Source organism: Parabacteroides sp. AM17-47 (assembly GCF_003434625.1).
GTDB lineage: Bacteria > Bacteroidota > Bacteroidia > Bacteroidales > Tannerellaceae > Parabacteroides > Parabacteroides distasonis.
This window is the reverse complement of record NZ_QTLI01000023.1, coordinates 61,492-76,205: the sequence shown is the minus strand read 5'-3', so window position 1 is coordinate 76,205 and position 14,714 is coordinate 61,492. Positions and strand designations below refer to the sequence as shown.

At 41.9% G+C, this 14,714-nt stretch carries 14 protein-coding genes; 5 read left to right on the top strand and 9 right to left on the bottom strand.

All coding sequences use genetic code 11. The features are described 5' to 3' along the window. Nucleotides 1-21 precede the first annotated feature (21 nt). Nucleotides 22-2,607: a DNA mismatch repair protein MutS gene (gene mutS / locus DW205_RS17775; protein ID WP_229036878.1), complete on the top strand. Its 2,586-nt coding sequence runs from the start codon at nt 22-24 to the stop codon at nt 2,605-2,607. A 35-nt stretch (nt 2,608-2,642) separates the two neighbouring features. Here the strand turns inward: mutS and DW205_RS17770 are convergent, their stop codons facing one another. The 7 genes from DW205_RS17770 to DW205_RS17735 all read right to left on the bottom strand — a co-directional run bounded on the left by DW205_RS17770 (nt 2,643) and on the right by DW205_RS17735 (nt 8,264). Then, nucleotides 2,643-3,809 (bottom strand): 6-bladed beta-propeller, encoded by a 1,167-nt coding sequence (locus DW205_RS17770; protein WP_005863768.1) that lies wholly within the window; start codon nt 3,807-3,809, stop codon nt 2,643-2,645. Between the two features lie 75 nt (nt 3,810-3,884). Next, nucleotides 3,885-4,361, bottom strand: coding sequence for a DUF4252 domain-containing protein (locus DW205_RS17765; protein ID WP_008773209.1), 477 nt, complete (start codon nt 4,359-4,361; stop codon nt 3,885-3,887). Then, complete coding sequence (locus DW205_RS17760; RefSeq protein WP_005863770.1) at nt 4,354-4,746, bottom strand: hypothetical protein; 393 nt, start codon at nt 4,744-4,746, stop codon at nt 4,354-4,356. Before DW205_RS17760 ends, DW205_RS17765 begins: the two co-directional genes overlap by 8 nt. Next, complete coding sequence (locus DW205_RS17755) at nt 4,739-5,251, bottom strand: RNA polymerase sigma factor (protein WP_005863772.1); 513 nt, start codon at nt 5,249-5,251, stop codon at nt 4,739-4,741. Before DW205_RS17755 ends, DW205_RS17760 begins: the two co-directional genes overlap by 8 nt. Nucleotides 5,252-5,262: 11 nt before the next feature. Further along, the gene (locus DW205_RS17750) at nt 5,263-5,718 is read right to left on the bottom strand and encodes a DUF4252 domain-containing protein (RefSeq protein WP_005863774.1); all 456 of its coding nucleotides are present in this window, start codon (nt 5,716-5,718) and stop codon (nt 5,263-5,265) included. Nucleotides 5,719-5,845: 127 nt separating this feature from the next. After that, nucleotides 5,846-6,793, bottom strand: a complete 948-nt coding sequence (locus tag DW205_RS17745) for a fimbrillin family protein (RefSeq protein ID WP_005863776.1) — start codon at nt 6,791-6,793, stop codon at nt 5,846-5,848. 502 nt (nt 6,794-7,295) lie between these two features. Beyond that, nucleotides 7,296-8,264 (bottom strand): fimbrillin family protein, encoded by a 969-nt coding sequence (locus DW205_RS17735; protein WP_005863778.1) that lies wholly within the window; start codon nt 8,262-8,264, stop codon nt 7,296-7,298. A gap of 205 nt (nt 8,265-8,469) precedes the next feature. Between DW205_RS17735 and DW205_RS17730 the strand changes: the two genes are divergently transcribed. After that, nucleotides 8,470-9,615 carry a helix-turn-helix domain-containing protein gene (locus DW205_RS17730; protein WP_005863780.1) on the top strand — a complete coding sequence of 382 codons (1,146 nt, stop codon included), beginning with the start codon at nt 8,470-8,472 and terminating at the stop codon, nt 9,613-9,615. On the opposite strand, the gene DW205_RS17725 is transcribed toward DW205_RS17730, so the two are convergent. Both DW205_RS17725 and ychF read right to left on the bottom strand, forming a co-directional pair. Further along, nucleotides 9,607-10,521: a TolB family protein gene (locus DW205_RS17725; protein WP_121963135.1), complete on the bottom strand. Its 915-nt coding sequence runs from the start codon at nt 10,519-10,521 to the stop codon at nt 9,607-9,609. The two genes, DW205_RS17730 and DW205_RS17725, sit on opposite strands and share 9 nt — an antisense overlap. 95 nt (nt 10,522-10,616) lie before the next feature. Continuing rightward, nucleotides 10,617-11,720 (bottom strand): redox-regulated ATPase YchF, encoded by a 1,104-nt coding sequence (ychF, locus tag DW205_RS17720; RefSeq protein ID WP_005863784.1) that lies wholly within the window; start codon nt 11,718-11,720, stop codon nt 10,617-10,619. Nucleotides 11,721-11,985: 265 nt separating this feature from the next. On the opposite strand from ychF, the gene DW205_RS17715 reads away from it, so the two are divergent. The 3 genes from DW205_RS17715 to DW205_RS17705 all read left to right on the top strand — a co-directional run bounded on the left by DW205_RS17715 (nt 11,986) and on the right by DW205_RS17705 (nt 14,621). Further along, a complete protein-coding gene (locus DW205_RS17715; protein ID WP_147326768.1) occupies nt 11,986-13,149 on the top strand; it encodes a hypothetical protein in 1,164 nt (387 codons plus the stop codon). Nucleotides 13,150-13,308: 159 nt separating this feature from the next. Further along, nucleotides 13,309-13,608 (top strand): AlpA family transcriptional regulator, encoded by a 300-nt coding sequence (locus tag DW205_RS17710; protein ID WP_121963132.1) that lies wholly within the window; start codon nt 13,309-13,311, stop codon nt 13,606-13,608. Then, complete coding sequence (locus DW205_RS17705) at nt 13,605-14,621, top strand: hypothetical protein (RefSeq protein WP_121963131.1); 1,017 nt, start codon at nt 13,605-13,607, stop codon at nt 14,619-14,621. Before DW205_RS17710 ends, DW205_RS17705 begins: the two co-directional genes overlap by 4 nt. The last annotated feature ends 93 nt before the right edge of the window (nt 14,622-14,714 follow it).

Genomic DNA, 14,714 nt, shown 5'->3' with positions numbered 1-14,714 from the left:
AAAGTTGTGGAAACCCCTTTGATGAAGCAGTATTTCGATATAAAAGCGAAACATCCGGACGCTATCCTTTTATTCCGGGTTGGAGACTTTTACGAGATGTATGGCGAGGACGCCGTGATTGGCGCGGAAATACTGGGTATCGTACAGACCAAACGTGCGAATGGCGTAGGGCAGCATGTTGAGATGGCGGGATTTCCACATCATGCCTTGGATTCTTATCTGCCGAAATTGGTGCGGGCCGGTAAGCGTGTGGCTATTTGTGATCAGCTGGAAGATCCTAAATTGACTAAGAAATTGGTGAAGCGGGGAATTACGGAATTGGTGACTCCCGGTGTTTCCATCAATGATAATATACTGAATCATAAAGAGAATAATTTCTTGGCCTCTATCCATTTCGCCAAGGAGGTATGTGGTATCTCTTTCTTGGATATCTCTACCGGCGAGTTCATGACGGCGGAGGGTTCTATTGACTATATCGACAAATTACTCAATAATTTTTCCCCGAAGGAAGTGTTGATCGAACGGGGAAACAAGAAACGTTTCGAGGAGGCTTTCGGTCCTCGTTTCTTTATCTTTGAGCTGGATGATTGGATCTTTACGACCTCGGCCGCCGAGGATCGCCTGTTGAAGCATTTCGAGACGAAGAACTTGAAGGGTTTTGGCGTACAACACTTGAAATTAGGTATTATCGCTTCCGGGGCGATTCTGTATTATCTGGACCAGACCCAGCACACGCATATTTCCCATATCACCGCTTTATCTCGTATCGAGGAAGATCGATACGTCCGCTTGGATAAGTTTACGGTACGCAGCTTGGAACTGGTGGGTACGATGAACGATGAGGGAACAAGCTTGTTGGACGTGATCGATAAGACGATCTCGCCGATGGGTTCCCGTATGCTTCGCCGATGGATACTATTCCCGCTAAAGGATGTAAAACCGATCCAAGAACGCCAAGAGGTCGTGGATTATTTCTTCCGTGAACCGGAGACAAAGGAGTTGCTGGATACGCAGTTGGAGCAGATCGGCGACTTGGAGCGTATTATCTCCAAGGTGGCTGTCGGCCGTGTATCTCCTCGTGAGGTGGTTCAGCTAAAGGTCGCGCTTCGTGCGATCGAGCCGATCAAGGAGGCATGTATGGCGAGTGAGGAGCCTAGCTTATGCCGGATCGGGGAGCAGTTGAACGTTTGCGCCTTGATCCGCGACCGGATTGAGAAAGAGATTAATAACGATCCCCCTTCTTTGGTCAATAAGGGGGGAATTATAGCGAAGGGTGTCAACGAGGAATTGGATGACTTGCGTGCCATCGCTTATTCCGGCAAGGATTATTTGTTGAAGGTACAGCAGCGCGAGATCGAATTGACGGGTATCCCAAGCTTGAAGATCGCTTTCAACAACGTCTTCGGCTATTATATAGAGGTACGTAATACCCATAAGGATAAAGTCCCGGCGAATTGGATCCGTAAACAGACCTTGGTGAACGCCGAGCGCTATATTACCGAGGAGTTGAAGGAATACGAGGAGAAGATATTAGGGGCGGAAGAAAAGATCCTTGCTTTGGAGACTCGCCTTTTCAATGAGCTGGTATTGGCCTTGACGGAGTATATTCCGCCTATCCAGATGAACGCGAACTTGATCGGGCGTATCGATTGCCTTTTATCTTTCGCTAAGGCTGCGGAGGCGAATAAGTATATCCGTCCGGTCGTGAGTGATTCCGACAAGATCGACATAAAGGGAGGTCGCCACCCGGTAATCGAGAAACAACTGCCCTTGGGAGAACCTTATATCGCCAATGATGTCTATCTGGATGACGAGAAACAACAGATCATCATTATCACGGGTCCGAATATGGCCGGTAAGTCCGCCTTATTGCGTCAGACAGCCTTGATTACGCTCATGGCGCAAATCGGTTGCTTTGTTCCGGCCGAGAGCGCCCATATCGGTATCGTGGATAAGATATTTACCCGTGTAGGCGCCTCGGATAATATCTCGGTGGGTGAGTCTACTTTTATGGTCGAGATGAATGAGGCTTCCGATATATTAAATAATATGACTTCCCGGAGCTTGGTGCTTTTCGACGAGTTAGGGCGGGGTACCAGTACCTACGATGGCATATCGATCGCTTGGGCGATCGTGGAATATATTCATGAGCACCCGAATGCGAAGGCGAAAACGCTGTTCGCTACCCATTACCACGAGCTGAACGAGATGGAGCGTGCCTTTAAGCGGATCAAGAACTATAACGTATCGGTCAAGGAAGTAGGGAATAAGGTGATATTCTTGCGTAAGTTGATACCGGGAGGAAGCGAGCATAGCTTTGGTATCCACGTGGCGAAAATGGCCGGTATGCCTAAAAGCATCGTGAAGCGTTCGAATGAGATCTTGAAGCAGTTGGAGTCCGAGAATCGTCAGGAAGGCATCGGGGGTAAACCTGTAAAAGCGATCGCCTCTGCCGCCGAGGGATATCAACTGAGTTTCTTCCAGTTGGATGATCCGGTGTTGAGCCAAGTACGGGATGAGATCAAGAACTTGGACGTGAATAATCTTACCCCCTTGGAAGCCTTGAACAAACTGAGTGAGATTAAGCGGATTATTACGGGGAAATAATCCGCTTGATCATATTACCGATGATTGGTAATCGTTTACTTTTTAGGTCTCACCAACACTACCACCCGGTTGTCATCCTCTTCCAATGTCGCGGCCACCTCTTTTAGTTTGCCTTTCAGCTTTCCCCTTTTATAGTCCTGGCAAAGATCGGAAGCATTGATGGTAGAACACAATTCGCCTTTTGAATTGATGGGAGGAAATGTCACCATATAGATTTCTTTCTTATAAGAATAATCATCGTTGTATGTGATATAGTTGAAAAATTTCTTTTCTTGCGTATCGTATGCGAAGTACTTTCTCGGGAAACCTTCTCCTGTGTTAAAATCATATATATTCGTTACGCTTTCCATGAAATAATAACGATCGGAAATCAATCTTAAGACGACGAAAACGCCCGGATCCATGGTGTGGATAGGGGGTGTTCGTGCGATAAGCGGGCGCAAACTGTAATCAGGCATTAAGGTGTATACCGTATCTGAAGAGGCCTCAAATAGAATCCAATTACCCTTAAAAGGAATTATACTGTTATACGGACCTGGTCCAGCTGCTCTTGTTTCTCCTTTATCATAAAGTCTTTCAACGATATGGAATAATTGCTTCTCTTTATATGGAACCGTGATTTCTTTCGTTATACTTCCATCTTGTTTCGACACAAGCAAGAACGGTACCTCAAAATTAAACTTATCATAACAAATCAAGTTGTCCTTGTCATAATCAAGCATTTCCACGTAAAACGAACTTTTCTCGCTTCTTTGATTCAGACTTCGTTTGAAATTTCCTTCCAAATCATAAACCCTTATCTTTTTCGCATGAAAATCATTTACGAAAATCTCTTCGTTTTCTTCATCTAACGAAACCGATCTCATAGACACGTATTCTTCTCCACCTTGTCCCTTGCGATTTATTTTGCGAATAGCTTTTCCGTTCCGCCCATATACGAAAATATTGCCATCATCGTAAAAGTTTGTCACGATTATGTATTTCTCGCCAACCGCCTGCACGCATGCCCGATTGATAAACTCATCGTTTGTTTCCAGCGGAATATACTCCACATCCATGAAGTCTTGAAGGACCAACTCTTTTTTGGTTGAATAACTATCGTTTACATCCACGGTTATAAGACCATCGGTCGATGAATGGCCGCCTCCACATCCAGCCATTACAAACAGGATGATTATCCCTGTAAAAATGAATCTTTTCATACGCGTATGATTTTTGTTTAACTTATGGTGGTGAAGATACTATAAAAAGCCGATGGTTTTCACGAAATTATCCTATTATTTGTTGATCTCACTGGTAATTTCCTGCACATCTTGGAGCGTAAAACGCCCTAACAATTGCATGACGCTGAAGCCCCCGTCATCCATGTCGGCTATCATGATCAACTCCTGTATCAGTTCTCCTTGTTGCTTGACGTAGAAATTGGCTTTGGTCTTTCCGTCTTTTACTCGCATGAGTTCCTCATGGTCCTTTCCGATCAAGGCTTTAAACTCCCCTCGCATTCGTTCCCTCAAATCCGCTTTTTGGGTGGTGAGTATTTGCAGGGATTCTATTTTCCCTTTCAGGTTGGCAAGGTTGAGTCCGGCGGTTTCCATGACCGGCATCATCTGAAACATCTTCTTGGAGATATATACGGAAGTAACATCATCCATATCCGCATATTTGTCGAAAAGCTTGTTCTGGGCAAAACAGATATTCACGCAACAGAGAAGCAGTATTGTATATAGATATTTGAGTCTCATTGTATTAATCATTTAAATGTTTATTTACGATCTTGTTTATTTTTGTGATCTCTTGACCGGCTTCATTGACCTGCCCGAGACCTTTGTTTAAATTCCTAGACATGAACGCCAAGGCATTTTGGGCTACGACAGCTGCCTCTTCAGGATCGGTAAAGGTATCGGCCATAGTGGGAGCCGGACGATTTGTCTCCGTGAAGATGAGGAATAGGGCGCCGAGAATAGCGGCGGCGATTCCGCTTATCCAATAGAAGGAACGTCTTCGTGATACTCGGGGAGATACCTCTTCTTGGGCTAGGAAGTCGATTCGTCGTTCCAGCCTTTCGGAAAGTCCCTCCGGTAAGGCTAAATCCTCTTGGAGTGCCTTGTTTATTAGTTCATCTATCCTTTTATCATCCATGACAACTTGCTTTTTCTAGTTTCTCCCGGATCAATTTGCGTGCCCGGGAAAGTAATGTTCGTATATTAGAGGAGCTAAGCCCCGTAATCTGTTCAATGTCCTCATAGGAGCAATCCTCAATACCACGCAGGCGGATTACCTGCCTCTGGTTCTCGGGAAGCTGCTCGATCAGTTCCTGTATATGCCGGATATCCTCCTTTTCTTCCAGTTCCTTTTCCGGCGAGGAGTCGGTCGTTAATAGAACGGTCTCCAATGCCTCTTCATTGTCTCTTCGGCTTGCTTTAGGCGAGCGCAGGAAATCCAGACAAAGATTCTTGACCAATGTTATGGAAAATGCTTCCGGATTCTGGATATCTCCCAGCTCATCCCTTTTATTCCATAATTTGCAATAGGCATCTTGAAGTATGTCTTCCGCATCCGCTTTATTGTCTAATAAGGCATAAGCGATTCGATAGAGTTTAGGATGAAAGGGTAGGAACCGTTGTTTAAAAACATCAACGTCCATCGGTATCGCCCTTAATGATTTCCAGTTTTGTGCTCATTGATTACCCGGTCTAGATCGGACGGGCTGATCTTTCCTTTGATACGGATTAACGCATTGTCGCTTCCTGTCGTGAATATGACCAGTTCACGGATCATATCCTCTTTTATTTTGACAAGAACTTTCGTGCGACTGTCCCTTTCATTTGCCGTGACCATCGTCTCGTAATCAGGATCTCTCAGGTTCCGTATGGCGGTAGACAGTCGGTCTTTCACCTCTTGGGCACAATTATCAAATTCAAGGATCTCTATACCGTTTACTCCCATTGTCTCGGTGAACAGGCTGGCTAGCTTCATCGTTATGTTTCCGATGTTTACGGAAGTAACATCGCTTTCACCCCGGAAAGCATTGAATAATTGATCCATCTTCTGCTGCCCGTATCCTACTTGGCTGATAAGGAGGATGGCCAGTAACGCTAGTAATCTTTTCATTGTAATTGACTTTTTCGTTAATACTATGTTTTTGGATCGCCCTTCGTCCGTGCGCCTTAGAGTGGGGGCTTTCACAAAGAAGACGGGATAAGGGATTTGTTTGTTACAAAAATAGGCAAAAAAAGAATTATTTTTTATTCAACTTAGGTATCCAAATGCAGGCAACTAAGTCGTGAAACTTAATCTCCTTACCATCGAAGTAGAATTTGTATGAGTATTTATATCCTTTATTCCAACAGGTGCCTTCCGGAATGATGTATTTGTAAGTTCTTCCATTGATAGTAAAGATCGCCTCAACTTCTTTTTCCCGGATAGGAGAGTAGGTAGGGACTATACGGATATTTTGCTCCTCCGCTTTTGCGTGTCGTAAAGTTACGGATGGATCTATTGTAAGTAAAGTGGCCTTGTGTGCCCCGGGAGTTCCTTTGATATTTCCGGTTACGATATCCATTGTGCCGGTATACTGCAAGGTATTACCTCCCGCACGGTTACCGATCTGTATGGAGGTTAGCTTGAATAGCCCGTTAATGTTCGAATCTTGATATATTTCGAATGAGAGAAGTGATAACGCGTAATTCATGGAGAGTTTCGCAAGCGGAGATTTACGGTTAACCTCTTTTTGACCTTGCGAGAGCCTCCCATATTTATAAAAGGGGGTTTCCGCCGCGATTGGGGATATTTTGATCGGTATGGAGGTGGGATCTAACGGTATTTGTACTTTATAAGGAGAGTAAGCGTAGATCATGACTGGTCGATTAGATCTGAGGAATACCTGCGGTGTTTGTTTCCATTTTAAAGAACCTTTTGATGAGCCTACAGCCTTTGATTTTACGTTTTTATAAAGAGATGCGCCTTTATATAAACTGTCTTGATTACCATAGGTTATAAATAATCCTATTTCGGACCCTTCGGGCAGAATTTCGGTGAATACTGAAGAACCTGCTGTATAGGACCGGGTGGTCATTTCAAGAACCGACTTTCGTGCGGTTGATTTCTCTTTGGACATCCACTGTTGATTTTCATGACGTCCGGTAAAGATGATTAACAAGATAGTAATTAATAATAATTTGTTCATTTTGTCTGATGTTTTAATGGAACCTTTCAAACAATAAACATTTGAGCCAATATAGTTTATTATTCTATTACTATTAATTATCATTCCTGTTATAAAATGATATTTTTATATATTATATAGTAACGATTGTTTTATCCTCTTAATACGCAAAGTAACCTGCTTTATTGTATACTATAATAATCAATATATCCAAGAGATATAAAGATATTATTAAACGGGTCTCGTCCTTGTAATAGTCAAATAGAAGAGTGTTTTTGGCGATAAGTTGAGAGGGAATGATAGCCCTTGAATGTAAAAGGGTATTTGGACGAGACCCGTTGTTTCTCTTATTGAGAGAATATATAGAGTCGGCTGAATGAAAAACACATCGTACGGGTAGTGACGCCGATGGTCTAATTCGCCGGAATGATAGAGCCAATTGTTATTTTCAGTGTAGTTGCCGGTGGCAAACGGATCAAAGCTTGCCACGGCATTACACCTTAATAACCACAACATAAAAAACTTACATGATATTGCCAATCAATCCTTCGTCGTTACCCGGTAACCAGTCTGTGATAGAGACGTCTCGCAATTGTAACGACCTTCCGTTAAAGCTTAGCTTATATAAATATTTTTTCCCTTTTTCCCATTGGGTGTTAGCGGGTATGTCAAATTTGTAGGTTTCTCCGTTGATCGTAAATAAGGTCTCCACGTCTCCGGTTCCGATCGTGCCGGAAGGTGGAATTACCATGAGCCGCATAGGATCACAATATTTCTCGTTGATGAGGGTAACCGGATTCGTCAAGGATAATACCGTGGATGCGGACGTGCTACGGGCGGTAGAACCGATGATATCGCCCGTCGTGATATCGAGGGTTCCTTCGCTGACTAAAGTTGTTCCACCGGGCTTATTTCCTATTTGAACGGAACTTATAATAAAGGCACCTGTCTTGCCTTTGCTTAGGTTCAGCTGGAAAGATATAAGCGATAGGGCATGATTCATGCTGAGTAATACAAGTGGCGAGGTACTGTTGACCGCTTTTTGTCCGATCGCATGGGTTCCATACATATAATCATCGGTCTCCAATGCGTTCGGGGCCAGTTTAACAGGTATCTGTCGGGCGTTAAAATTTATATCTTCTTGATATGGATAATATGCGTATATCGTAGCTTCATTAGAGTCGAGGATCACCTCCGGACTCTGTTGCCACCGGATTTTCCCATTCACTCTATAAGCTTTTACGCTTACGTTTTTATAAGTGGATATGCCATTGTATAAATCGTCGACTGTACCGGACGTGATTTGTAGTCCGAGCATAGAGCCTTCTTTAAATTCTTGTATAAAATTGGTGGATTTTGTAGTTAGGATACGAGTCGTTATTTGGAGTGGTTTTTCATTCCAGCCGATATTCTCAAGATCTCCGAAGTCTTTGTCGCTGGAGCAACCCCAAAAGCTTAAAATCATACTGGTAAAGAGTACTAAATTTCTCATTATTTTATCTTATTTTTGTGTGAAACTTCTGGATGCAAATTTCGGGTGGTCAAGGGGAAAGGGAGGTGCATACGGTCTAAAACGTCGGTGAAATCGTATAAAATTAGATCGTTCAAATTGTCTAAGGTGTTCATATTGTTAACTGAGGGGTCAAAAAGAACATTCGGGGGGGCGTATTGTTTAATAGATAGGAGGTAGTGTTATTATGTTGGATAAAATTCAGTTTCTACTAAGCTTACAGATATTAGGCTTTTGTGTTTTTGGTGGTATTACCCTGCTACTACGGGCCCGTGAGAATAGGGCAAAACAGATTTTGGGGTGGAGTATGTTATTATGGGCGTTTTTAGCGGCGGTACGAGTATCGGTTAACCTGTATTTAGAGGATTCAAAAGAGATATTTCATCCGGATGTGCTGATTATGGGATGTATTGTGGTAGCTACATTGGCTTGTTACGTGATAGAAGTGTTACGACCTTGCTATATGACCGTTCGCCGTTTCTTTATTTTTACCAGTCCGATATGGGTATTGGGTATTTCTTTTTTGATTTACCGGTTAGCCGGTGGAAATATTCATCGTTATAACTCTTTTGGCGAGGTATTCGATACCTTGAATCTGGATGTGGTTATAAGGCTTTTGATTTTATTTTTCACGCTTCTGTATATGATCGTTCCTATTTATCTGATCTTGCGCTATAGTGAGGGATTTAAGGTGTATTTAAGGGAAAATGTATCGGACCCGGAAGATTATGATCTGGACTGGTTGAAAAAGACTATGCTGATCCTTTCTTCTATGTATATTTTTTATTTGGTATTGTTGTTTACGGATCGGGTTAGCCTATATGTAATCGACAAAACGTTTTTATTGGTTTTATGGTACTATTTCTTTTATAAGGCCTTGTTCCTAAAGGTTATCCATTTGGATTACACATTCGAGAGCGGATGGGGATTACCCGATTTGGAGGAGGATACGGATGATGATCAAGGTAGTGAGGAACAGAAAGGCATCATACGCCAAAGGTATGTTGAGGAAGTACAGGCATGGTTCGAACGGGAGAAACCCTATTTACGGGAAGACTTGCGCTTGACGGATTTACAGCGGATATTCCCGATGAGCCGGTCTTATCTTTCCCAGCTCTTCAATAAAGAACTGGGTTACTCTTTCTCGGATTACGTGAACCATTTCAGGGTAGAGGAAAGTAAACGTCTATTGGAAGCCGAACCTCTGGCCAGTATACAAGAAATAGCCGAACGTTCGGGCTTCCATTCTATCAGTACGTTCCGTCGTGCGTTTATTAAGCAGACGGGGGTTATTCCTTCCGAATACAGGAGAGACGGGAACGAGTCAATTTAACCGGTAGCTGACGAAAGCGAATCGCTTGCTATCGGGGGCCCAAGAGTTTACGTTTATCGTACCTTGCCCGCCGAATAGTTTGACTAAAGTCTTAGGTTCTCCGCCCTCGGCCGGCATAAGGCGTAACTCTACGTTTTTATTGGCGAGGTGCTGTCCGGGTTCCAGATCACCTTTTGTATAGGTGATGAAAACGATTTGTTTTCCATCCGGAGAGATGTGGGGAAACCAAGAATTTCGGGGCTCATCGAATGTCATCTGGGTTTGTTCGGAACCATCCGCCTTCATGCGCCAGACTTGCATAAGCCCGGTACGTACGGAGTTGAACCAGATATATTGTCCGCAAGGTGAGTATTCGGGGCCATCGTCCAAACCTTCGGCTGTCGTAAGACGTTTTTCTTCTCCGCCTAGGGCAGGAATGACGTAAACATCAAAATTACCGTTTCTTTCAGCGCAATAAGCGAGTTGTTTTCCGTCGGGGCTCCACCCGTGTAGGTAGCTAGGACCGAGTGGGGTAATCAACCGGGGAACACCTCCTTCGAAAGGTAGGGTATAGATACGCGACCGGCCATCTTCTTTCGTTCCGTTACTGATCGCTATTTGCTTCCCATCCGCGGAGATCACATGGTCGTTGTTGCAACGGGTTGCGTAGTCGCTATGGATTAATTGCGGCTCGCCGGGAGATTCCGGAGAGAGCTTATATAATTTTCCCCCGCTATTATATACAAGCCAATTACCATCCGGAGTCCAGTTAGGTGCCTCTATTAAAAAAGGGAATTCCTTGACAACGGAACGTTGCCCGGTCGTAATGTCCATCACTTCCAGCACACTAGTCACATTCTTTTTTTGGGCATGCGTACAAAAAACGGCGATACACATACAAAGTACAGAATTGAGAAAACGTTTCATATACATATAGATTTAAAGGATATAAGAAAACCGGGTAAAATTAGCTCTACGCTATTTTACCCGGTTTCAAAGATATGATTTATTTCGGTTACTCCTTATACATTGAAACGGAAATGCATGATATCTCCATCTTGCACAACATATTCCTTACCTTCGACGCTCATCTTTCCGGCCTCTTTAACAGCAGCCTCGGAGCCATAAGCGATATAATCCTCGTACTTGATCACCTCGGCACGGATAAATCCTTTTTCGAAGTCCGTATGGATAACACCGGCGCATTGAGGAGCTTTCCAGCCTTTATGGAACGTCCACGCACGACATTCGTCCGGTCCGGCGGTCAAGAAGGTTTGCAGGTTCAATAATTTATAAGCCGATTTAATCAAACGACTTACGCCGGACTCTTCCAATCCGATCTCTTGTAGGAACATCTGGCGCTCCTCATAGGTATCAAACTCAGCGATCTCGCTCTCGATCTTAGCGGCGACTACTAAAATCTGGGCATCTTCGTCTTTAACCGCCTCACGTACGGCATCTACATATTTATTGCCATTTACGGCGCTAGCCTCATCCACGTTACAAACATACATGACAGGTTTATCCGTCAGCAAGAATAAATCGTGGGCAATGCGTTCCTCGTCTTTCGTATCAAAAGAAACGGTACGTGCGCTTTTTCCTTGTTCTAAAGCTTCTTTGTATTTACAAAGTACCTCGTAAGCGATCTTGGCTTGCTTATCACCTCCGGTTTGCGCTTGTTTCTGCACCTTGGCGATACGGCTGTCTATCGTTTCCAAATCCTTGATCTGAAGCTCATAGTCAATGATCTCCTTATCACGGACCGGGTCTACACGTCCGTCCACGTGCACGATATTATCGTCGTCGAAGCAACGCAATACGTGCAAGATAGCGTCTGTCTCACGGATATTAGCCAAGAACTTATTGCCTAATCCCTCACCTTTACTCGCCCCTTTCACCAATCCGGCGATATCCACGATCTCTACGGTGGTGGGGATCACTCGCTGCGGATGTTCGATTTCCGCTAGTTTATTCAGTCGCTCGTCGGGTACGGTGATCACGCCTACATTCGGTTCGATCGTACAGAACGGAAAGTTCGCTGATTGTGCCTTCGCGTTGGATAGACAATTGAAAAGGGTAGACTTTCCTACGTTCGGAAGTCCCACAATGCCACATTGTAATGCCATAATATTATGTGTTATTATATTTAATCATTTGATTTTTAATAATATAAAAGAAGGGTTAAAAGTGAGTAAGTAACAAACTGGTAACAAAAGCCTCTGTTTTAACATCTGGCTACCTTCTTTTATAACGCAAAAATACTTATTTTATTGGATAGTAGCAAAGAACGTTCAAATTGAGGTTGATGTTTTTTATGGAATATCGGGAGAAGTAAAATGTAAGTAAGAAAGTTTGTTATATTTGCGATAGATAACTTTAATGAACTATATTATGATAGAGAACACACAAGATATGCGAGCATATCATTTCATGAAAAATATAGATACTGGAGATCATGATTTATTAATAAGGTTGATAAGTCCTTGGCGCTATAAAGACTATTTTGATGAGTTGGCTGAGAAGCGATACCAAGAACAGACAAAAATAGGGCCTTTATTAGATGCAGTAATAGATGAAGTTCCTAAAGCAGAACTTCAAGATATTTTAAAAAAATGTGAAGTAGGAGAGTGGGATTATTTTAGCATGAAGTCTTATATAATGGATGCGCTTCGTTATGCTTATAAAATAATCCCTAAAGTGCCTATTGATGAAGTTGATATAAAGAAAAATAATCCAGAATTAGATTTACAAATACAAAAAGACCGATTACAGGCAGAGTTATACAGGCTAAATTCAGAATGTGATAGGGAATCATATGTATATCAGTTACTTATAGATTTGCAAGAGAGATATGTTTTTGCAGGGCATGAGCTTAAGCGTAAGTCTGATAGTCTTGTTTTAAGAGAGGTTTACACTGATTATATGTCTTTGTTATCTTTGGCTATGCATGAGATAGTGCAATTGTTAGGCTTAGGTTTTAATATGATATTGAGTAAACGATCTATATTAATCCTTCAAGATATCTATAAACAGTATAAAGATATTGATGGGTGGTTTAAAGAGCCAGATGACTTATATCCCGGATTGTATAATGAAATGTTACGGATGAGATGGCTAGTGTGCCGTGAGACTACAGAACAATTTGAAGCTTCTATCCAAAAGAGAATAGATACGTTTAAACCTATTTTTGATATGGATCGGATGAAAGATCTACGGCGTTCTTTGTGTGAAGGTCAATTTATAGATAAGGGTACATTAGAAGAGCATTTTTTGTTTTGGTTTGGCTTGCTTAACGATAAGCCTGGAAATTTATGTTCAATAAACTGGATAGAAACGAAAAACCTATTAGGATACTTCGTTACGCAATATTGTCGTGCGATACAAGGTTCTCCTATACAAAGATGGAAAATAACCCAGTCTGTCTTTACATATAGAGGACAGAGTATAGATGGCAAGTTTACAGATAGCATGAAATCCTATATAAGTAAATTAGAAACAGGGGAAAAGAGATTTACGAAAAGATTCGGTGAAATAGATAAATTATTAAAAAAGTAAAGTAACCCCAACTGTGGCCAAGGTTGTCCTTTGTTGTTTCTTTTTAGTAGGATCTTTGTCTTGTCCTTTAAAAGTGACGAGGTTGGTACGTCATTGGGATGTATAGAAAGCATATAACCAACATATGACTGGATATACGGTTAATTTATTTTATTAATTATGGACAGGAAAATATGGATGATCCTTCAAAGGATTGATAAAAATTTGTTATTAGCAGCAAAACAAGTGTTGAACATGGATGAGGTAATGTTACTTACCGGATTAAGTAAATCTCATCTATATAGATTAACTAGCTCTTGTCAAATACCTCATTATAAACCTTCAGGGAAGCAGATTTATTTTGATCGCTCGGAGGTTGAGGGTTGGCTTAAACGAAATCGTGTTGATTCAGTAGAAGAGATAGAGCAAGCCGCTATAAATCATGTTGTAATGAATAAAAAAGGAAGGGGGAGAATATGAAAGATGAGATAGCTTCTAAAATCTATGTCAATCTATCAAGGTGTGAGAAAGGACATGATTCATGTACTGAATATAGTAGTATGTTGCATGATATGGTACATGGTCATATGTTATATGATACGGTTGACTTTGTTCTTAATCAGAAAGATGTTCCAGAAATAGATTTGTTAGCGGAAGTGTCGCCATACTTGATGAATAGAAGTGATTGTATTGGTAATGATGGCCTCCCTTATGTACGTGGGAAATATAAGGGGTATAATGTGTATGTAAATACTCATATTCTAAAAATCAATGCTTGTAGCTTATGTAAATATTACTACGGTATCAACATGCACGATTTCCCTTTAGAGGACGTACGGAAAGCCATTGAGAGGATAGGAGAGGATTTAAACATCCCTATGGATAAGGTCACTGTGACTAGACTGGATTTAGCAATGGATTTGGAGTTACAGCGGTCTCCAATAGAATATTTCAATCGGATGTTAGATTTACCTTATTTTAGGTGTCATTCATATTCTACAGGAATTACGTTTCAAACAGCAGAGAAAGAACTTTTGTTTTACGATAAAGGAAAGGAACAGGGGAGTAATAATAAGAATATAGCTCGATGCGAGTTTCGGATAAAGAAAGTTAGGAGGTGCTTTGGGAGATCGGTTACTGCGTCAATGTTATATGATCCTAGCTTTTGGAATGATTTGCTGGATCGGTTCTTATCTTGTTATTCCAAAGTCAAGGTGAGTAAAGAGTCTTTACCGCTTGATAAGATAAATGGGATAAAGATTTTGAAAGATTGTGCCTTATGTGATTATGTTAATCGTAATGGATTTGATCCGTTGAGGTCTGGATTTAAGGCTCGTGTACGTGATGGAGAATTGGCGCAAAGAGCCTGCAAGTCTATTATAGAAAAGATCAAGAAGTGTTGTTTCTCTTCTCAAGGAAAAGACGTTGGCCCAGAGATAGAAGAATTTGATGTGAAATTCAGGTCATTTTTGAAGTTAAAGAGATTTGATTAAATATCATTGTTTTGCCCATATTTGAGGCTTACAACGTATCTAGTCTTAATTTTTTCCTAATAAAATGTAGGAAATAATACCCTTGTCGGGGAT